This window comes from Streptantibioticus parmotrematis, assembly GCF_019890615.1.
In the GTDB taxonomy this organism is placed as follows: domain Bacteria; phylum Actinomycetota; class Actinomycetes; order Streptomycetales; family Streptomycetaceae; genus Streptantibioticus_D; species Streptantibioticus_D parmotrematis.
Window position 1 is genome coordinate 19,327 of sequence record NZ_JAINVZ010000011.1, and the last position, 18,798, is coordinate 38,124.

Annotated in this window: 17 protein-coding genes; 3 read left to right on the forward strand and 14 right to left on the reverse strand. The window is 73.0% G+C overall.

The window, feature by feature from the left end; all coding sequences use genetic code 11:
* Positions 1-44: 44 nt before the first annotated feature.
* The 6 genes from pyrE to K7472_RS17210 all read right to left on the reverse strand — a co-directional run bounded on the left by pyrE (position 45) and on the right by K7472_RS17210 (position 5,423).
* Complete coding sequence (gene pyrE, locus K7472_RS17185) at positions 45-584, reverse strand: orotate phosphoribosyltransferase (protein WP_222978953.1); 540 nt, start codon at positions 582-584, stop codon at positions 45-47.
* A gap of 66 nt (positions 585-650) precedes the next feature.
* The gene (locus K7472_RS17190) at positions 651-1,466 is read right to left on the reverse strand and encodes an aldose epimerase family protein (RefSeq protein ID WP_222978956.1); all 816 of its coding nucleotides are present in this window, start codon (positions 1,464-1,466) and stop codon (positions 651-653) included.
* Positions 1,467-1,475: 9 nt separating this feature from the next.
* On the reverse strand, positions 1,476-2,294 hold the full coding sequence (locus K7472_RS17195; RefSeq protein WP_222978958.1) for an SRPBCC domain-containing protein: 819 nt from the start codon (positions 2,292-2,294) through the stop codon (positions 1,476-1,478).
* Between the two features lie 196 nt (positions 2,295-2,490).
* A complete protein-coding gene (locus K7472_RS17200) occupies positions 2,491-4,023 on the reverse strand; it encodes a polyamine aminopropyltransferase (RefSeq protein ID WP_308013954.1) in 1,533 nt (510 codons plus the stop codon).
* 127 nt (positions 4,024-4,150) lie between these two features.
* Complete coding sequence (locus tag K7472_RS17205) at positions 4,151-4,693, reverse strand: DUF2617 family protein (protein WP_222978960.1); 543 nt, start codon at positions 4,691-4,693, stop codon at positions 4,151-4,153.
* Positions 4,694-5,123: 430 nt separating this feature from the next.
* Entirely contained in the window at positions 5,124-5,423 is a 300-nt protein-coding gene (locus tag K7472_RS17210; protein WP_222978963.1) for a hypothetical protein, read from the reverse strand.
* 233 nt (positions 5,424-5,656) lie between these two features.
* Between K7472_RS17210 and K7472_RS17215 the strand changes: the two genes are divergently transcribed.
* Together K7472_RS17215 and K7472_RS17220 are read left to right on the forward strand one after the other, a co-directional pair.
* Positions 5,657-6,817, forward strand: a complete 1,161-nt coding sequence (locus tag K7472_RS17215) for a pyridoxal phosphate-dependent aminotransferase (protein ID WP_222978965.1) — start codon at positions 5,657-5,659, stop codon at positions 6,815-6,817.
* A 290-nt stretch (positions 6,818-7,107) separates the two neighbouring features.
* Positions 7,108-8,331 carry a putative hexosyltransferase gene (locus K7472_RS17220; RefSeq protein ID WP_222978966.1) on the forward strand — a complete coding sequence of 408 codons (1,224 nt, stop codon included), beginning with the start codon at positions 7,108-7,110 and terminating at the stop codon, positions 8,329-8,331.
* 43 nt (positions 8,332-8,374) lie between these two features.
* On the opposite strand, the gene K7472_RS17225 is transcribed toward K7472_RS17220, so the two are convergent.
* From K7472_RS17225 to K7472_RS17235, 3 genes are all read right to left on the reverse strand, one after another.
* Positions 8,375-8,905 (reverse strand): type III secretion system chaperone family protein, encoded by a 531-nt coding sequence (locus K7472_RS17225; RefSeq protein WP_109448914.1) that lies wholly within the window; start codon positions 8,903-8,905, stop codon positions 8,375-8,377.
* Positions 8,906-9,028: 123 nt separating this feature from the next.
* Positions 9,029-11,692, reverse strand: a complete 2,664-nt coding sequence (locus K7472_RS17230) for an ATP-dependent Clp protease ATP-binding subunit (protein ID WP_222978968.1) — start codon at positions 11,690-11,692, stop codon at positions 9,029-9,031.
* A 148-nt stretch (positions 11,693-11,840) separates the two neighbouring features.
* Entirely contained in the window at positions 11,841-12,206 is a 366-nt protein-coding gene (locus tag K7472_RS17235) for a PPOX class F420-dependent oxidoreductase (RefSeq protein ID WP_222978970.1), read from the reverse strand.
* Between the two features lie 59 nt (positions 12,207-12,265).
* Here K7472_RS17235 and K7472_RS17240 point away from each other — a divergent pair, with 59 nt between their 5' ends.
* Positions 12,266-12,697: a pyridoxamine 5'-phosphate oxidase family protein gene (locus tag K7472_RS17240; protein ID WP_222978972.1), complete on the forward strand. Its 432-nt coding sequence runs from the start codon at positions 12,266-12,268 to the stop codon at positions 12,695-12,697.
* An 82-nt stretch (positions 12,698-12,779) separates the two neighbouring features.
* On the opposite strand, the gene K7472_RS17245 is transcribed toward K7472_RS17240, so the two are convergent.
* The 5 genes from K7472_RS17245 to dnaK form a co-directional block, all read right to left on the reverse strand.
* Positions 12,780-14,234: an FAD-dependent oxidoreductase gene (locus K7472_RS17245; protein WP_222978973.1), complete on the reverse strand. Its 1,455-nt coding sequence runs from the start codon at positions 14,232-14,234 to the stop codon at positions 12,780-12,782.
* Between the two features lie 219 nt (positions 14,235-14,453).
* Entirely contained in the window at positions 14,454-14,906 is a 453-nt protein-coding gene (locus K7472_RS17250) for a heat shock protein transcriptional repressor HspR (protein ID WP_222978975.1), read from the reverse strand.
* 1 nt (position 14,907) lies between these two features.
* Positions 14,908-16,092, reverse strand: a complete 1,185-nt coding sequence (dnaJ, locus tag K7472_RS17255; RefSeq protein ID WP_222978977.1) for a molecular chaperone DnaJ — start codon at positions 16,090-16,092, stop codon at positions 14,908-14,910.
* Positions 16,093-16,143: 51 nt separating this feature from the next.
* Positions 16,144-16,809: a nucleotide exchange factor GrpE gene (gene grpE / locus K7472_RS17260; protein WP_222978982.1), complete on the reverse strand. Its 666-nt coding sequence runs from the start codon at positions 16,807-16,809 to the stop codon at positions 16,144-16,146.
* Entirely contained in the window at positions 16,806-18,671 is a 1,866-nt protein-coding gene (gene dnaK, locus K7472_RS17265) for a molecular chaperone DnaK (RefSeq protein WP_222978983.1), read from the reverse strand. The genes grpE and dnaK overlap by 4 nt, the downstream gene beginning before the upstream one ends.
* Positions 18,672-18,798 lie beyond the last annotated feature (127 nt).

Sequence of the window (18,798 nt, forward strand, 5' to 3'; positions counted from 1 at the left end):
CGGTGCAGGTCAGCGCCAGGTTGACGGGCCCGGGGAGCCGGGGGTCAGCCCAGATCGAGGTCCGTCAGGTCGTACACCGTGACGTACGGCAGACCGGCCTTCTCGATCGCCGGGGCGGCGCCGCGCTCGACGATGACGGCGACCGCCACGACCTCGGCGCCCGCCTCGCGTGCCGCCTCGACCGCGGTGAGCGGCGAGCCGCCGGTGGTCGAGGTGTCCTCCACCACCAGCACGCGGCGGCCCTTGATGTCCGGGCCCTCGATGCGGCGCTGCATGCCGTGCGTCTTCTGCGCCTTGCGGACCACGAAGGCGTCCAGCCCGCGGCCCCGGGCGGCGGCCGCGTGCAGCATCGACGTGGCGACCGGGTCGGCGCCGAGGGTGAGGCCGCCCACCGCGTCGTACTCCAGGTGGGCGGTCGCGTCCAGCATGACCTGACCGACCAGCGGAGCGGCCTCGCCGTCGAGCGTGATGCGGCGCAGGTCGATGTAGTAGTCGGATTCCAGCCCCGAGGAGAGCGTCACCTTGCCGTGGACCACGGCCTTGTCCTTGATCTGCCGCAGCAGGGCGTCACGGGCTTCAGTCATGGTCACGAGGTTATCCAAAACGTGGTTCACATAGTGCCGTCGGGCGCCCTGCGACCGACCGCCCTACTAGCCCAGCCGCTCCCAGGTGAACGAGGCCGTGATCTCCAGCGGGTCGATCTTCGTGACCAGCCGGGGGCAGGTGTTCAGGCCGTTGGGCGGGCCGGACTGCGGCTCGACGCAGACCGCCTCGGGCTGCTCGTCGTAGACCACGACCCACGGCGTGGGGCTGGTGACCCGCAGCCGCAGCTGCTCCGGCCAGGTCAGCGCGACGTCGACGCCGTCCGGCATGCCGAAGCAGTCGTCCCAGGGGCCGGGGCGCGGTTCGATGCGGTCGCCGGTGGGCAGGTGGTCGGCGCCGCGCTCCTCCTGCCAGACCGGGGAGAAGTCCACGGCGACGTCCTCGCCGCCGAGGTTGCGGCGGAACCACGGGTGCCAGCCGGCCTGCGCGGGGAAGGAATCGTCGGCGGTCTCGACGCCCATGGTCAGCCGCAGGCTGTCGGGCGTCAGCTCGAAGGACTGCACGACGCGGCCGGGGTACGGCCACGGTTCGGCGAGCTCGTACGAGAAGACGGCCTCGTTCTCCTCCAGGGACGGCAGCCGGTCCCACGCGACGTCCCGGCCGGTGCCGTGGATGGCGTGCGGGGCTGCGTTGATCGGCAGCTGGTGGGTCACGCCACCGTTGCGGAAGCGGCCCTGCGCGGTGCGGCCGCACCACGGGACCATGGGGAAGCAGCCGTAGTGGTCGCCCTGGCGCAGCAGCTCCAGGCCGCCGACCCGCAGGCTCGCGATGCGGCAGCCCGCGGCGGGCAGGATGGTCACCTCGGCGTCGCCCGCGGTGAGGCGGACGGAGGGCGCGCCGGACGCCCCGGGAGTCTCGGTCATACCGCGAATCTACCGGCGCCGCCGCAGCACCCGGCCCACCACGACCGCCGACGCCAGCAGTGCCGCCGCGGCCGGGGCGGCCCAGCGCAGGGTGTCGGTCGCCGAACCGGTCTCCGGCGCGGGCACGGGGGCGTACCGCCCGCGCGGCGGCGCGTGGTCGACCTCCTCCGCGCTGCGGCCGATCATCGTGCGGCGGGCGTGCGCGGCCTCGGCGGGCGGCTCGTCGCCGTCGGGGCCGGTCCCGCGCAGGTCGTCCTCGATCTCGGCCACCGTCTCCGGCACCTCGACCCCGAGCGCGGCGACCCCGTCGTCGTCCCCCTCGTCCTCCTCGTCCCCCTCACCAGGGGTGTCGGACGCGTCCTCGGCCGGCTCGGCGGGCTCGGGCAGGGTGACCGGCTCGGCCTGGAGGTCGGTGGTCAGATCGCTGACGAAACGCTCCAGCAGGCGCCGCCCGGAGGCCTCCGTGGTCGCCTCGTCGTACTCCGTCAGCCGCCCGTCGGCCTGCACGGCACCGGAGAAGTCCATCCGGGTGCCGCCCTCCTCCGGGTCGAGCCCGATGACCAGGGCGACCTTGATCGCGCCGGTACCGCGCGCCTCGGTGCCCTCGCCCTCGATCTCGAAGCCGCCGTCGCAGGCGGCGATGCGCAGCGAGCCGCGGTACGTGATCGTGGAACCCCCTATCCGCAACCGCAGCCGCCCCGCGAGCGTGCCGGTGGGCGAGGCGTCGTCGCGTTGCAACGCGGACACGCAGCGCGCCACCCGGTCCGGCTCGGTCAGCGCCTGCCGGACGACCTCCACCGGGAACGGAACGAACGCCTCATGCTCCATACCGGCTGAGCCTACCCACTGGTTCACGGCTCAGGCAGCGTCCGCGCACCGCGTTCCGGCGTGCCGCGCCACCGCCCCGTCCGACCGCCCGCGCCGCCGCCACGCCCGACCCCCGTCCCCGTTCCCTTCAACGTCCCCGTCAACGTCCCCGTCAACGTCCCCCTCGACATCCCCGTCCCCGTCCTCGTCCACGGACTCACGGATACCGCGGCCGCATCAGCGTCGACGGCGGCAGCCCGCGCATCGCCGAGCGCCGGGCCGCCGCGACCGCCGACCGCAGCCCGGCCGCCGTCAGCGACCGCAGCGGGGGCGCGTCCGGCGCGAGTCGCGGCGTGACCGGGGTGCGCGCCGCGAGCACGTACCCCCAGCGCCCGCCGATCCAGTAGTCGGCCGTGCGCAGGCCCGCCGCCCGCACCGTCGCGTCCAGCGTCCAGAAGCGGCGGGCGTTCGCGGGCGACCCGGCGTCCACCGCCAGCCGCCCGCCCGGGGCGAGCGCGCCCGCCGCGAGCCCGTAGAACTCCTCGGCGTAGCCGCGTTCCGCCGAGAGCGCGGCGCCGGGCGCGGGCAGGTCCTCGATGACGACGTCGTACGGCGGGTAGCCGCCCGCACGGTACGCCCGCAGCCAGTCGAAGGGGTCGGCCGTCACGACGTGGACCCGGGGGTCCGCGAAGGCGTCCCGGTCCAGGGCGCGCAGCCCGGGGTCGGTGCGGGCGGCGCGCACCAGGGCGGCGTCCGGCTCGACCACGGTGACCAGGAGGGTGTCGCGGTAGCGCAGCACCTCGCGCAGCGCCAGCCCGTCCCCGCCGCCCAGGATCAGCACCGCGCGGCGCGGCCCGGCCATCGCGGGGTGCACCAGCGCCTGGTGGTCGCGGTACTCGTCGCCGCCGCTGACCGTGAGCCGCCCGTCGACGAACAGCCGCAGCCCCCGGCCCCCGTGCGAGCCGGTCAGCACGACCCGCTGTCCCTCGCCGCCGGGCGCCGGGCGGGCCGAGCCGCCGTAGACCGCGCGTTGCGCCGCGCGCTGGAACGGTGTGGCGCACACCGCGGCGACCGCGAGCGCGGCCAGCACGCCCGCGGTGACGCTCAGCAGCGCGCGCCGGGCCCGCCCGGACAGGTCGCCCCGGAAGAGCCCCCAGGCCATCGCGCCGCCCGCGCCCGCGTTCACCGCGCCGGTCAGCAGCACCCCGGTGAGCTGGCCGAGGAACGGCAGCAGGACGAACGGGAAGACCAGGCCGCCGACGAGCGCGCCCACGTAGTCGGCGGCGAACACCTCGGCGACCGCGCCGGCCGCGTCCTGCCCGCGGATGCGCTGGATCAGCGTCATCAGCAGCGGCACCTCGGCGCCGGTCAGCAGCCCGATGGTGAAGGCGAACGCGGCCAGCGCGGGCCACGACTGCCCCAGCCAGGCGAAGGTCGCGTACAGCGCCATCGACGACAGCCCGCCGGTCAGCGCGAGCGCGGACTCCACGGCGGCGAAGCCCACCACGGCACGGCAGCGCAGCCGCTTGGCCAGCAGCGAGCCGACGCCCATCGCGAAGACCATCACGGACAGCACGACGGAGGCGTCGGTGACCGGATCGCCCGAGACGTACGAGCCGAGCGCGACGAGTTCCAGCTCGTACACCAGTCCGCAGGCGGCGCACAGGAACACCGAGCCGAGCACCAGCGCGCGCCCGAACACCGCGGGGACGGGCAGCCGCACGGCGGTGGTCGGACGCTGGTCGATCACATCTGTCACGCTAGGTCACGCCACGCCCGGGGAACCCCCTCGACGGATGGGCAATTGACGGCATTCCCAAGGGAGTTGAGGACGCGTCGGCCCGCCCGCCGGGGGTCGCGGCGGCGTCCGGCCCGGTTCAGGCCAGCCCCGACACCCGGGTCCTGGTGGCGACCAGCCGCCCTTCCTGCGGGTAGGCGTGCCAGGTGCGCCACTGCACCTCGCCGCCGCCCTCGGGACCGCGCTGCACGAGCATCGCGGTGAACGCGTTGGGGTCGCCGGGGAAGCGCCCGGCCAGGCCGTTGGGGTGTTCCGCGACGAGCGCCAGCAGTTCCTGGGCCCGCCCGGCGAACGTGCCGCGCGGCAGGGTCTCGACGCGGGCGGCGAACTCGTACTCCCAGTCGCCGACGCGTTCGGCCACGCCGAGCGGCAGGGGTGTCCTGCTGCCCGGCATACAGGCGACGGTCTCGGAACAGCCGCCGCCCAAGGCGTCGACGAGCACCTGGTGGGAGGCGCCGAGCAGCCGCATCTGCACCTGGACCCGGGAGGTGCGGGAGGCACCGAGGTCCAGGTCGAGGTCGAGATCGACCACGGCGAGCGCCGGCAGCGGTTCCTTTCCCAGGCGCCAGGCCAGGTCCCCGGCGCGGGTATCGGTGTAGGCGGTCTGGAGGGTGGTGAGCATGGGTCGGCTCCGCAAGCACGCAGTGCAGTGGTGAGTAGGCCGGCCCGCCCCTGTTCCCTCGCTGTCGAGGGGGTGTGTGAACGGACCCAGGAACGTCCGCCGGCTCGGTGTCCACGGGGGGTGAGGTCCACGGGGGTCTGGAGAACACGGAATCACGAAACCGGCCGTGCTCACAGCTTCTTTACCCATTCACGCCCGGTTTTACATCCGCACGGGCACGTACCAGTTCACGTGTTCACCCGCGCGGCGGGCGCGAGAGGCCGTGCCCCGGCGCACGCATATGCGCGGGGCGATTCAACGGCGTTGCCGCGCAAGCGGTTTGTGCCCCCGCGGGCCCTCGCTTCGTGCCCCCGCAGGCCCCCCTCAGACCCTCCGCGAGCCCCCCTCGGGCCCCTCTCGGACCACCCCCGCGGCCCCCGTCGCCCCATCCTCAGTGGTGGCCGCCTCCGCCGCCGTGACCGCCGGAGAAGCCGCCGCCCCCGTGGTGGCCGCCGGAGAAGCCGCCGCCGTGGTGGCCGCCGCCGAAGATCCCGCCCCCGTGGTGGTTTCCGTGGTGGTGCGTGCCGCCCTGCGCGCCGCCGTCGGCGCCGGGCAGCCAGGCGCCGCTGTCGAGCCCCGAGTCCGAAGAACCGCGCCCGCCGCGCCGCCGCTGGTCCGGCCGCCGTGCCGAGACCGCCGCCAGGATCACCGCGCACGCCACGCAGCCGATGATGATGAGTCCGAAGCCCATGGGGCCACCCCCGTTCCGTTCGCTGCCCGCCGCGTCCCCGTGGTCCCGGGGCGGGCGGTGTGTGCCGGACCACATTCCCCACCGGTCGCGACGTAAAGCGGAGTTGAGCGATTCCAGAGGTTTCCGAAGGTTTCCGAACGGTTCGGGCGCGGTGTGCCGTGGTTGTCCGGGGGCCGCCGGTTGCCGGAGGATGGCGCCGGATCCACGAGGACCCCAGGGACCAGGGAGCGGGCATGGCGGGCAGGCCGGTGTTGAATCGCAGGCTGGACGGGCACGGAACGACGATCTTCGCGGAGATGTCGGCGCTGGCGGTGGCGACCGGCGCGATCAACCTGGGCCAGGGCTTCCCGGACACCGACGGTCCCGAGGAGATCCGCGAGGCGGCGGTGCGGGCGCTGCGCGAGGGGCGCGGCAACCAGTACCCTCCGGGTCCCGGCGTCCCCGAACTGCGTGTCGCGATCGCCGACCACCAACGCCGCTTCTACGGGCTGGAGTTCGACCCCGACCGCGAGGTGCTGGTCACCGCGGGCGCCACCGAGGCGATCGCCGCCGCGCTGCTGGCGCTGCTGGAGCCGGGCGACGAGGTGATCGCGTTCGAACCCTTCTACGACTCGTACGCCGCGTGCATCGCGATGGCGGGCGCGGTGCGGGTGCCGCTGACGCTGCGCGCGCCGGACTTCCGGCCCGACCTGGACGCCCTGCGTGACGCGGTCACCCCGCGCACCCGGCTGCTGCTGCTCAACTCCCCGCACAACCCCACCGGCATGGTGCTCACCCGCGACGAGCTGACCGCCATCGCCGAACTCGCCGTCGAGCGGGACCTGTTGGTGGTCACCGACGAGGTCTACGAACACCTGGTCTACGACGGTGAGCACATTCCGCTGATCTCGCTGCCGGGGATGCGCGAGCGCACGGTGTCGATCTCGTCGTCCGGCAAGACCTTCTCGTTCACCGGCTGGAAGGTCGGCTGGGTCACCGGCGGCGCCGAGTTGGTCACCGCCGTGCGCACGGCCAAGCAGTACCTGACCTTCGTCAGCTCCGGTCCCTTCCAGTACGCGATCGCTGAGGCGCTGCGGCTGCCGGACGGTTTCTTCGGGGGCTTCCGCGATCAGTTGCGCGGCAAGCGCGACCTGCTGACCGCCGGACTCGCCGACGCGGGTCTCGGCGTTCACCGCCCGCAGGGCACGTACTTCGTCACGGCCGACATCGCCCCGCTGGGCGAGAAGGACGGCATCGCCTTCTGCCGGCAGCTGCCGGAGCGGTGCGGCGTGGTCGCGGTGCCCAACGCGGTCTTCTACGACGACCCCGACGCCGGCCGCAGCCAGGTCCGCTTCGCCTTCTGCAAACGCGAGGAGGTGCTGCGGGAGGCCGTGACACGGCTGCGCGGACGCTGACGCGGGCGGCTACGGACGGGCACCAGCGGTTCACCCTGCGTTCGCCCGGCGTTTCGCGGCCTGGGGGATGACTTGCAGGAAGCTGTGGACAGGCCGGGGCGACGGCAGGCCTGACGCAACCCGTTCCCGTTTTCCACCGTCCTTCACCTTTGGTGGTGGATACGCGGATCCCGGCGCGCCGACCCGAACCGGTCGGTGATGCGTCAGGGCCCGGTGTCCGTCAGGCTTGTCACAGGCTTGTCGTCAGCACGGTGCCGCGACCTGGCCGCGCCGGGAGGAGCGAGAACAAGGTGTATACGGCCGAGCCGGTCTCGACGCAGTCCCCTCCCGGTCCCGGGGACCCGCCCGGCCTGCGCCCTCTGGTCCGCTCTCGGCTCGCCCGGGCGAGATCCTCGCTGCGCAGATCGGCGCCCGCGCTCGGTGTCTACGCGGCGGTGCGCGCCGCGGGACTGCTCTTCCTCACGGCGTACGCCTGGTACTCCGGCGCCCACCCGCGCACCCTGCTGGGCACCTCCTGGGACGCCCGCTGGTACCTGCGGATCGCCCAGTACGGCTACGGGACGGTCATCCCGTCCGGCACCCAGCACGCCGTGATCTACAACGACCTGGCGTTCTTCCCGCTGTACCCGATGACGGTGCGGGCGGTGCACGCCGTGCTGCCGATCGGCCTGGTCAACGTCGCGCTGCTGGTCGCCTGGGCGGCCGCGGGGCTGACCGCCTGGGCGGTCTACCTGATCGGCGAGCGGCTCTACGGCCACCGCGTCGGCATGGCGCTGGTCCTGCTGTACGGGCTGCTGCCGCACGCGATCATCCAGACGATGGCGTACACCGAGCCGGTGCTGACCGCCCTGTCGGCCTGGGCGCTGTACGCGGTGCTGACCAAGCGCTGGATCGCGGCGGGCACGCTGGCGGCGCTCGCGGGCTGCGCGCGGCCCAACGGCTGCGCGGTGGCCGCGGCGGTGATCGCGGGCGTGCTGGTCGACGCCTGGCGCAAGCGGAAGGCCGGCAGACGCTGGTTCGAGCCACGGGCCTGGGCAGGGGCGCTGATCGCGCCGTTGGGGTGGCTCGGCTACGTGCTGTGGGTGGGCCTGGAGACCGGTGACCTCAAGGGGTACTTCACCGTGCAGGCGGGCTGGGGGTCGCGCTACGACTTCGGGTGGAGCGCGCTGCGCTACTTCAAGCACCTGCTGACGCATCCGAGCTACTTCACGTACTACGTGGCGGCCTTCATCGTCGCCGGGTTCGTGATCCTCTTCGTGCTGTGCGTCACCGACCGCATCCCGGTGGCGCTGCTGGTCTACAGCGCGGTGCTGCTGCTGATCGGCATCGGCGGCGCCGGGTTCTTCCAGTGCAAGCCGCGGTTCCTGATGCCCGCGTTCCCGGTGCTCATCCCGGCGGCCCTCGCGCTGGCGAGAGCCCGGCCGCGGACGGCCGCGGTGGCGGTCGTCTCGCTGGCCGGGTTCTCGTTCTGCTACGGCACCTACCTGCTGACGGTCTCGCCGCTCGCGCTGTAGCGGCGGCGGGACTGCACCGGGCGGGGGCCGGGAACGGCCGGGGTCACTCCCCCGGCTCGTCGCCCTCCTCGGCGTCCTGCTCCAGGCCGAGCTGCTCCACGACCCACTTGTCGAAGTCGATCGAGGCGCGCACCCAGCTGACGGTGGAGGAGACGAAGTGCTCCAGGCCGACGCCGAGGCCCAGCAGCAACTGCGCCTCGCCGATCAGCCGCACCGTGCCGTCGTCATGGGTGTGCGTGTAGACCTTCGGCCACAGCGTCTGGCGGTTCCAGCCGTCGATGACCTCCAGCAGCCTGCCCTTGTCGTCCAGGCTGTAGGGGCGGTCGTAGAACGTGCGGACCGCGAAGACCTCCTGCTCGCCCTCGCCCCGGAACATGAAGTACGTCCGGAAGTCCTCCCAGGGAGCGGCGAGGTCACCCTCGTCGTCCACGACGTACTTCAGCTCCATCTGGTCCAGCAGCTGCTTCACCAGATCCTGGTCCGGCCTGATCACGCCGCCTCCGGGCGGTCCGGCGGGCGGCTCGTTGGCGGGCCGGCCGCCGAAGTTCGGAATCGAGGACGGGTCAATGCTCACCGCGGGTTTCCCTTCGTACGCCGATTGCGCCATCCTCCCGCACTCCGGCGGGGGTGTGGCAACCCCCACCGGCAGCGGGTCGCCGACGCCCCGGGGGCACCGGCCGGGCGGCGCCGCGAGGGGTCACCGTGCGGGCGCTACCTCCAAGTGTCCCTCTCCGTCGCCGGAGGCCACGGTCACCTTCACCGTGTCGCCGTCGCGGACCTGACCACTCAGGATCTCCTTGGCCAGCCGGTCGCCGATGGCGGTCTGCACCAGCCTGCGCAGCGGCCGGGCGCCGTACGCCTGGTCGTTGCCCTCGCGGGCCAGCCAGCCCAGCGCCTCGTCGCTGACGTCCAGCTCCAGGCGCCGGTCCTTGAGCCGGCCGCGCAGCCGGTCGACCTGGAGTCCGGCGATCCGCTTCAGCTCCTCCTCGCTGAGGGCCGAGAAGACCACGATGTCGTCCAGCCGGTTGAGGAACTCCGGCTTGAAGGACTCGCGGACCGTCTGCATCACGCTCTCGCGCTTCTGCTCGTCGGTCAGCACGGCGTTGACCAGGTAGTGCGAGCCCAGGTTGGAGGTGAGGATCAGGATGGTGTTGCGGAAGTCCACCGTGCGGCCCTGACCGTCGGTCAGGCGGCCGTCGTCCAGCACCTGGAGCAGCACGTCGAAGACCTCCGGGTGGGCCTTCTCCACCTCGTCCAGCAGCACCACGGTGTACGGCCGCCGCCGCACCGCCTCGGTGAGCTGGCCGCCCTCCTCGTAGCCGACGTAGCCGGGCGGGGCGCCGACCAGCCGGGCCACCGAGTGCTTCTCGCCGTACTCGCTCATGTCGATGCGGACCATCGCCCGCTCGTCGTCGAAGAGGAAGTCGGCGAGCGCCTTGGCCAGCTCGGTCTTGCCGACACCGGTCGGGCCGAGGAAGAGGAACGAGCCGGTGGGACGGTCGGGGTCGGCGACACCGCTGCGGGAGCGCCGCACCGCGTCGGAGACCGCCCGCACCGCCTCGGTCTGGCCGATCAGCCGGCGGCCCAGCTCCTCCTCCATGCGCAGCAGCTTGCGGGTCTCGGCCTCCAGCAGGCGGCCGGCCGGGATGCCGGTCCAGGCGGCGACGACCTGGGCGATGTCGTCCGGGGTGACCTCCTCGCCGACCATGCCCTCCAGCTCGCGCTGCGCCTCGATCGCCTCGCCCAGCTCCTTCTCGGCGGCCGGGATCTGCTCGGTGCGGATCCGGCCGGGGGTGACCCAGTCGCCGGTCTCGGGGGCGCGCAGCTCGGCGCGCTGGAACTCGCTCTCCAGCTCGTCCAGCCGCTTCTTCAGCTCACCGACGCGGTTGTGGACCTCACGTTCCTTGTTCCACCGCGCGGTCAGGCCGCGCAGGGCCTCCTCCTTCTCCGCGCGGTCCCTGCGCAGCGCCTCCAGGCGCTCGCGGGCGTCCGGGGCGAGGGCGTCCTCGGCCTGCTCGCGGCCGTCCGCCTTCCTGAGCTTCTTCTCCTTCACGCCCGAGGTGGCCAGCAGCGACTCCTCCTCCATGCGCAGCCGGTCCACGGCGCGCTGGAGCTCGTCGATCTCGACCGGGGAGGAGTCGACCTCCATGTGCAGCCGGGAGGCCGCCTCGTCGACCAGGTCGATCGCCTTGTCGGGCAGGAAGCGGGAGGTGATGTAGCGGTTGGAGAGGTTGGCGGCGGCCACCAGCGCGGAGTCGGCGATGCGCACCTCGTGGTGGGCCTCGTAGCGCGGCTTGAGCCCGCGCAGGATCGCCACCGTGTCCTCGACCGAGGGCTCGGCGACCAGCACCTGCTGGAAGCGGCGCTCCAGTGCCGGGTCCTTCTCGATCCGCTCGCGGTACTCGTCCAGCGTCGTCGCGCCGACCATGCGCAGCTCGCCGCGGGCCAGCATCGGCTTGAGCATGTTGCCCGCGTCCATGGACGAGTCGCCGCCGGCGCCCGCGCCGACGACGGTGTGCAGCTCGTCGATGAACGTGATGATGCGGCCGTCGGACTCCTTGATCTCCGCCAGCACCGCCTTCAGCCGCTCCTCGAACTCGCCGCGGTACTTCGCGCCGGCGACCATCGCGCCCAGGTCGAGCGCGACCAGCCGCTTGTCCTTGAGCGAGCCGGGCACGTCGCCCTTGACGATGCGCTGGGCCAGGCCCTCGACGACGGCGGTCTTGCCGACGCCGGGCTCGCCGATGAGCACCGGGTTGTTCTTGGTGCGCCGGGAGAGCACCTGTACGACGCGGCGGATCTCGTTGTCCCGGCCGATGACCGGGTCGAGCTTGCCCTCGCGGGCGATGGCGGTGAAGTCGGTGCCGTACTTCTCCAGGGCCTTGTAGGTGGCCTCCGGGTCGGGCGTGGTCACGCGCGTGCCTCCGCGGGCGGTCTCGAAGGCGTCCAGCAGCGCGGCGGCCGTGGCGCCCTGGCGGTCCATCGACTCGGCGACCGTACCGCCCTTGGCGGCCAGGCCGATCAGCAGGTGTTCGGTGGAGACGTAGGCGTCGCCCAGCTCCTTGGCGCGCTGCTGGGCGTCGGCGATCACCGCGAGCAGGTCGCGGGTGGCCTGCGGCGGGGCGACGGTGGCGCCCTGCACGGTCGGCTGGGCGGCGAGCGCGGCGTCGGCGGCGGTCAGCAGGCTTCCCGGGTCGGCGCCGACGGCGGCGAGCAGGTCCTTGACGTTGTCGTTCTCGGGCTGCTCCAGCAGCGCGGCCAGCAGGTGGGCGGGGGTCAGGTCCGCGTGGCCCGCGGACACCGCCCGGCTGTTGGCGCCGCTCAGCGCCTCCTGGCTCTTGTTGGTCAGCTCTGCGTTCACGTGGGGGTGGACCTCCTCCTGGCGTGTCCCATCGTTCCTGCCCTATCGAGTGTAAGGCAAGTTGAGTCGAGTGTGCTCAACTTTTGTGAACGAGATCGGGCGGGGCCGGGCCGTTCCACGACGACGGGTGCCCGCTTCCGGCCCGGCGTCACAGGCCCCAGCTGCGGACCGAGCGGGGATGGACCCGGATCACCTCGGGGCTGAAGTGCGGGCCGAGGTCGTGCGGGCCGGTGAGCAGCTCGGCCTCCCCGCGGATGTCCACGCCACGCACGGTCCACGGCTCGACGCTCACCACGTCGTCGACGACGAGGGCGATCCGCGGGTTGTGGGTGAGGTTGCGCCACTTCTTGGTGGTGCCCATGGCCAGGCCGCCGATCAGGATCGTGCCGTCGTCCTGGAGGAAGTAGCCGACCGGGTTGGCCTGCGGCTGGCCGTTCCGGTCGACGGTCGCCATGCGGCCGATGCGCTGCCCCGCGAGGTAGGCGCGCTCGGCGTCGCTGAAGAAGGTGGTCATACCGCCATCGTCACGCGCCGTGCGCCCGAGCGCATCGGCCCGGAGGTAGCGTCTGGCCCATGTCGATCGACCTGGGCCGTCCCGGACCGGACTTCCTGGCCTTCTGGCGCACCCCGCTCTACAGCGCCCTGACCACCCCGCGCCCCGACGGCACCCCGCACGTCGCCCCGGTCGGCGCGACCTACGACCCCGGGGCGCGGCTGGCCCGGGTCACCGCGCGCCGCACCAGCGTCAAGGTGCGCAACGTCCTGGCGGCGGGCGCGCCGGGCCTGCGCGCCGCGCTCTGCCAGGTCGACGGCGGCCACTGGGCCACGCTGGAGGGCGTGGCCCGGGTCAGCGAGGCCCCGGAGGCGATCGACGAGGCGGTCCGCCGCTTCGAGGAGCGCTACGGCAGGAAGGTCGTCCCGAACCCGGACCGCGTCGTCATCGAGATCGCCCTCACCCGGGCCATGGGCCGCATCCCGGCGCCGGCCGCGGCGCGGCAGGCCTGAGGCGGGCAGGGTCCGGCAGGCCTGAAGCGGACCGGGCCCGGCGGGCCTGAAGCGCGCCCGGGCCCGGACACCGCCCCCCGCCTCAGGCCGCGCGGTCGAAGCGCCCGCGCACGTCGTACGAGCCGAGTGCCCGGGCCAGTTCGGCGCGGCCGGGGGCCAGCAGGTGCGTCGAGGTGCCGATGGCCGGCGCGCGGCGCACCCGGGCGCGGAACTCCGCGTCGTCGAAGACCTCCTCGCGCGTGCGCAGTCCCGTCAGCATCCGGGTCAGCCCCCGCCAGACCTCCCCGTCGCTCGCCGCCGCCGCGCACGCCTCCGACAGCAGCGGGCGGCCGCCGAGCGCGGTGGGCACCGAGGGCGCAGGGCGTCCGGCGATCGCGGCCCGCCACTGGGCGATCCGGATCCGGTCGTCGTCCGCGGACTGCCGGAACCACGGCCCGTACAGCTCCTCGTTGGAGCGGGCGACACGGCGGCTGAGCGCGATGTCCACGGCCGGGGCCGAGGCCAGCAGGTCGGCCAGCCGGAACGCGCCGGCCAGCGCCAGCGACACCCCGCGCGCGTACAGCGGATCGGTGACGCACACCGCGTCGCCGACCGCGAACAGTCCCGCGACCGGCCGCTGCCGGGTGGTGGCCAGGCCGCGCAGCGCGTTGTGCGGCGCGGTCATGGTGTGCACCGGCGAGACCGGGTCGGCCTGCTCCAGCCAGGGCGCGAGGCCCGGCGTCAGGCGGGCCACCGCGGCGAACCGCTCGGGGTCGCCGAGTGCCGCCAGCGTCTGGTCGCCGGGCAGCGCGCCGATCAGCACGCCGAACGTGCCGTCCTCCCCCGGATGCAGCAGCCCGGCGTAGTGGCGGCCGACGATCCCCGCCGCATTGCCCCGGCCCAGCGGTCCCGGACGCGCGCCGGGGCGCAGGCGGTGGAAGCGGGAGAAGACGCTCAGGCCCGAGGGCGCGGTCTCGTCGTCGGCGACCGGCACGCCCTCGGCCGTCAGCCAGCGCCGGGACTCGGCGCGCCGTCCGGTGGCGTCGATCACGATGTCGGCGGCGAGCGGACCGCCCGCGGTGACGACCCCGGTCACCCGGCGGCCGTCCGCCTCCAGGCGCAGCGCCCGCACCCCGTCGCCGTACGCGATCCGCACGTCGGGCAGCGCCCGCACCGCGCGTTCCAGTACCAGGTCCAGCGTGCCGCGGCGGCAGCCCAGCGCGGTCAACTCCGCGTCGTCCGAACGCGGTTCGCGGTCCTTGACGGTCGGCGGCAGCGCGGCGGTCAGGTCCAGCGCGACCGCGCCCGCCTCGCGCAGCGCGGCCAGCACCCGCGGCGCCCGCTCCCGCAGCACCTTCACGCCGAGCGCGGCCAGCGTGTGGGAGTGCGCGGCCTGCGGCACCAGCGGGCGGTGCCAGTCGCCGACCACCTCCCCGTACGGCCCCTCGGGTGGGCGTGGCCCGCGCTCCAGGACCACGATGTCGTGACCCTGCCCGGACAGCGCCAGCGCGCTCGCGAGTCCGGCGACGCTGGCTCCGGCGATGACGACGGCGGCCATGGCTTCCTCCTGGTGTCCTCGTGCTCGGGTGTCTGCGTGCGGGGGGTGAGCCCGGTCACTGTCAACCCGGCTTCTCGAGTCCCGCTCGCGCGGCCCGGCCGGACACGAGAAGCGGGAGGCCGCGGACACGACGAAGGGGGCGGACCGTCTGCTCGACGGTCCGCCCCCTTGACGGGAAGCGCCTGCTTACGGGAAGCACCTGCGTGAACGCGAACGCCCTTACTCGTGTGTCCGCTTGGGACGCCACACCACCAGCGCGCTCGCCTGCCGCACGTCCTCGTAGGGCACGAGGTCGCGCCGGTAGGAGGCGTGCACCGCGGCCTCGCGCTGCTGCATCGCCGCCGCCGCGCCCTCCAGGCCCGCCTGGAGTTCGGCGACCCGGGCCTTGAGCGCGGCGACCTGGTTCTCCAGCTCGATGATGCGCTTGATCCCGGCGAGGTTGATGCCCTCGTCCTGGCTCAACTGCTGCACCTGACGCAGCAGTTCGATGTCGCGCGCGGAGTAGCGGCGGCCACGGCCCGCGGTGCGGTCGGGGGAGACCAGGCCCAGCCGGTCGTACTGCCGCAGGGTCTGCGGGTGCAGCCCGGAGAGCTGGGCCGCCACCGAGATCACGTACACCGGTGACTCGTCCGTCAGCTCGTAGGGGTTGCGCCGTACGCTCCGGCCGTCCATCTCATGCTCCCTTCGCGGCCTTGAACAGCTCCGCCCGCGGATCCTCGCCCGCGGTCGCCTCGCGGTACGACTCCAGCGCTTGCAAGGCCTCGCCGTCAACCGTCGCGGGCACCGCGACCTCGACGGTCACCAGCAGATCGCCACGGGTGCCGTCCTTGCGGGCGGCGCCCTTGCCACGGGCCCGCAGGGTACGGCCGTTGGGCGTGCCCGGCGGGAGCCGCAGCGTCACGGCAGGGCCGTGCAGCGTCGGCACCTTGATCTCGCCGCCGAGGGCGGCCTCCGTGAAGGAGACCGGCACCGTGACGGTGAGGTTGTCGCCCTTGCGCCCGAAGACGGCGTGGGTGCCGACGTGGACCACCACGTACAAGTCGCCCGCGGGGCCGCCGCGTTCGCCCGGGGCGCCCTTGCCGCGCAGCCGGATGCGCTGCCCGTCGCTGACGCCCGCCGGGATGCGCACCTGCATGGTCCGCGCGCTCTTGGCCCGCCCGCTGCCCTTGCAGATGTCGCACGGGTCCTGGGCGATCATGCCGCGGCCCTTGCACTCCATGCAGGGGTCGGTCAGCGAGAAGCCGCCGCCCGCGCCCCGGGAGACCTGGCCGGTGCCCACGCAGGTCGGGCAGACCCGCGGGGTGCCGTTCTTGTCGCCGGTGCCGGCGCACGCCTTGCACGGCGCCGACGACGACATGCGCAGCGGCACGGTGGCGCCGTCGACCGCCTCGGTGAAGCTGAGGGTGACCTCGGACTCGATGTCCTGGCCGCGCCGCGGCTGGGTACGGGTGCCCGCGCCGCGGTTGAACAGCCCGCCGAACACGTCGCCCAGGCCGCCGCCGAACCCGCCCGCGTTGCCGCCGGTGGTGGTGGTGCCCTGGCCGCCGCCGAACAGGTCGCCCAGGTCGAAGCCGAAACCGCCGGCCCCGCCCGCGCCGCCCGGCGCGCGGAAGCCCCCGCCGCCGAACAGCGTGCGCGCCTCGTCGTACTCCTTGCGGCGCTTGGGGTCGGACAGGACGTCGTTGGCCTCGGAGATCTCCTTGAAGCGCTCCTCGGCCTTGGCGTCGCCCTTGTTGGCGTCCGGGTGGAACTCGCGGGCGAGCTTCCGGTACGCCTTCTTGATCTCCGCCTCGGTCGCGTCCTTCGGGACGCCGAGGACCTTGTAGTAGTCCTTCTCGACGAAGTCCTTGGTGCTCATCCCCGGCGTCCCTCCTTCCCGGCTTCCGGTCCGGCTTCCCCGTACCGCGCGTCAGCCCTCGTCCGGGCCACCGCTCTCCTCGTCATGTGCGTCCGCCGTGTCCTCGGCCTTGCCCTGCGCGCCGGGCTGCGGTTCAGCGACCGCCACCCGGGCCGGGCGGATCGTCCGTTCGCCGATCCGATACCCCGGCTGGAGAATCTGCACGCACGTGGTCTCCGAGACGTCCGGCGAGTAACTGTGCATCAACGCCTCGTGGACCAGAGGGTCGAAGGGCTCGCCCTCCTTGCCGAACTGCTGAAGGCCCATCTTCGCGACGACCGTCTCCACCGACTCGCCGACCGACTTGAAGCCGCCGACCAGCTCGCCGTGCTCCCGGGCGCGCCCGATGTCGTCGAGCACCGGCAGCAGTTCGGTGAGCAGGTTGGCGATGGCGACCTCGCGGACCGCGATGCGGTCCCGCTCCACCCGGCGGCGGTAGTTCTGGTACTCCGCCTGGAGGCGTTGCAGGTCCGCGGTGCGCTCGGCCAACTGGCCGCGTACCGAGTCCAGTTCCTTGTCCGCTCCCGAAGCCGCCGTGCGCCCGCCGTCCCCGGCCGGGGCGCCCGGGCCCGCCTGTTCAGCGGGCCCGGCGCCCTGCGCCGCGTTCTCGGCGGTGGCGTCCGCGTCGACGGGGGCGTCGGCGGGCTTCTTCGGGAAGCCCTGCGACTCCTCCGTCACGCGGCACCGCCCTCGCGCTTGTCGTCGTCCACGATCTCGGCGTCCACGACGTCCTCGGCGGCCTCGTCCTTGGACATGTTGACGTTCTCGCCGCCCTCGGCGCCGGCACCGGCGGTCGCGCCCTCGGCCTGGGCGTTGGCGTACATCGCCTGGCCCAGCTTCTGCGAGGTGGCCGCGACCTTCTCGGTGGCCTCACGGATCGCCGAGACGTCCTCGCCCTTGAGCTTCTCCTTCAGCTCACCGACCGCGCCCTCGACCTCGGTCTTGACCTCGGCCGGGACCTTGTCCTCGTTGTCCTTGAGGAACTTCTCGGTCTGGTAGACGAGCTGCTCGGCCTGGTTGCGGGTCTCGGCGGCCTCGCGGCGCTTGTGGTCCTCCTCCGCGTACTGCTCGGCCTCGCGCATCATGCGGTCGATGTCGTCCTTCGGCAGCGCGGAGCCGCCGGTGACCGTCATGCGCTGTTCCTTGCCGGTGCCCAGATCCTTGGCGGCCACGTGCATGATGCCGTTGGCGTCGATGTCGAAGGTGACCTCGACCTGCGGCACGCCGCGCGGGGCCGGCGGCAGACCGGTCAGCTCGAACATCCCGAGCTTCTTGTTGTACGCGGCGATCTCGCGCTCGCCCTGGTAGACCTGGATCTGCACGGACGGCTGGTTGTCCTCGGCCGTCGTGAAGATCTCGGAGCGCTTCGTCGGGATCGTGGTGTTGCGCTCGATCAGCTTGGTCATGATGCCGCCCTTGGTCTCGATGCCGAGGGACAGCGGGGTGACGTCCAGCAGGAGGACGTCCTTGACCTCGCCCTTGAGGACACCGGCCTGGAGCGAGGCGCCGATGGCGACGACCTCGTCCGGGTTGACGCCCTTGTTGGCCTCCTTGCCGCCGGTCAGCTCGCGCACGAGCTCGGCGACGGCCGGCATACGGGTCGAGCCACCGACCAGGACCACGTGGTCGATCTCGGACAGCTGGATGCCAGCGTCCTTGATGACGTTGTGGAACGGGGTCTTGCAGCGCTCCAGCAGGTCGGAGGTGAGCTGCTGGAACTGCGCCCGGATCAGCTTCTCGTCCAGGTGCAGCGGGCCCTCGGCGGACGCCGTGATGTAGGGCAGGTTGATCGAGGTCTCGGTGGACGAGGACAGCTCGATCTTGGCCTTCTCCGCCGCCTCGCGCAGGCGCTGGAGGGCCATCTTGTCCTTGGCCAGGTCCACGCCGTGACCGGACTGGAACTGCTTGACCAGGTAGTCGACGATGCGCTGGTCCCAGTCGTCGCCGCCGAGGTGGTTGTCACCGTTGGTGGCCTTCACCTCGACCACGCCGTCGCCGATCTCCAGCAGCGAGACGTCGAAGGTGCCGCCGCCGAGGTCGAAGACGAGGATGGTCTGGTCGTCCTTGTCGAGCCCGTACGCCAGCGCGGCGGCCGTCGGCTCGTTGACGATGCGCAGAACGTTCAGACCCGCGATCTCACCGGCCTCCTTGGTGGCCTGGCGCTCGGAGTCGTTGAAGTACGCCGGGACGGTGATCACCGCGTCGGCGACCTTCTCGCCCAGGTAGGACTCGGCGTCCCGCTTGAGCTTCTGCAGGATGAACGCCGAGATCTGCTGCGGCGTGAAGTCCTTGCCGTCGACGCCGATCTTCCAGTCGGTGCCCATGTGGCGCTTGACCGACCGGATGGTCCGCTCGACGTTGGTGACGGCCTGGCGCTTGGCGACCTCGCCGACCAGCACCTCGCCGTTCTTCGCGAAGGCGACGACGGACGGCGTGGTCCTGGCGCCCTCGGCGTTGGTGATGACGGTGGGCTCACCGCCTTCGAGAACACTGACGACGGAGTTCGTCGTGCCCAGGTCGATGCCGACCGCACGTGCCATGGTTGATTCCTCCAGCGACTTGAGTGGAACTGACTCAAGAGTGCCGGACGGCTCGCCCGCTGTCAACAGACGTGAGTCGAGCCGACTCAACTCTTGTGCGGGTAAGCAACGCATAAGCAGTCGGCGG

What these genes read in the sequence shown, in the direction of transcription:
- pyrE (WP_222978953.1), bottom strand. Translation starts at nt 584, where the DNA reads ATGACTGAAGCCCGTGACGCCCTGCTGCGGCAGATCAAGGACAAGGCC.
- K7472_RS17190 (WP_222978956.1), bottom strand. Translation starts at nt 1,466, where the DNA reads ATGACCGAGACTCCCGGGGCGTCCGGCGCGCCCTCCGTCCGCCTCACC.
- K7472_RS17195 (WP_222978958.1), bottom strand. Translation starts at nt 2,294, where the DNA reads ATGGAGCATGAGGCGTTCGTTCCGTTCCCGGTGGAGGTCGTCCGGCAG.
- K7472_RS17205 (WP_222978960.1), bottom strand. Translation starts at nt 4,693, where the DNA reads ATGCTCACCACCCTCCAGACCGCCTACACCGATACCCGCGCCGGGGAC.
- K7472_RS17210 (WP_222978963.1), bottom strand. Translation starts at nt 5,423, where the DNA reads ATGGGCTTCGGACTCATCATCATCGGCTGCGTGGCGTGCGCGGTGATC.
- K7472_RS17215 (WP_222978965.1), top strand. Translation starts at nt 5,657, where the DNA reads ATGGCGGGCAGGCCGGTGTTGAATCGCAGGCTGGACGGGCACGGAACG.
- K7472_RS17235 (WP_222978970.1), bottom strand. Translation starts at nt 12,206, where the DNA reads ATGACCACCTTCTTCAGCGACGCCGAGCGCGCCTACCTCGCGGGGCAG.
- K7472_RS17240 (WP_222978972.1), top strand. Translation starts at nt 12,266, where the DNA reads ATGTCGATCGACCTGGGCCGTCCCGGACCGGACTTCCTGGCCTTCTGG.
- K7472_RS17245 (WP_222978973.1), bottom strand. Translation starts at nt 14,234, where the DNA reads ATGGCCGCCGTCGTCATCGCCGGAGCCAGCGTCGCCGGACTCGCGAGC.
- K7472_RS17250 (WP_222978975.1), bottom strand. Translation starts at nt 14,906, where the DNA reads ATGGACGGCCGGAGCGTACGGCGCAACCCCTACGAGCTGACGGACGAG.
- dnaJ (WP_222978977.1), bottom strand. Translation starts at nt 16,092, where the DNA reads ATGAGCACCAAGGACTTCGTCGAGAAGGACTACTACAAGGTCCTCGGC.
- dnaK (WP_222978983.1), bottom strand. Translation starts at nt 18,671, where the DNA reads ATGGCACGTGCGGTCGGCATCGACCTGGGCACGACGAACTCCGTCGTC.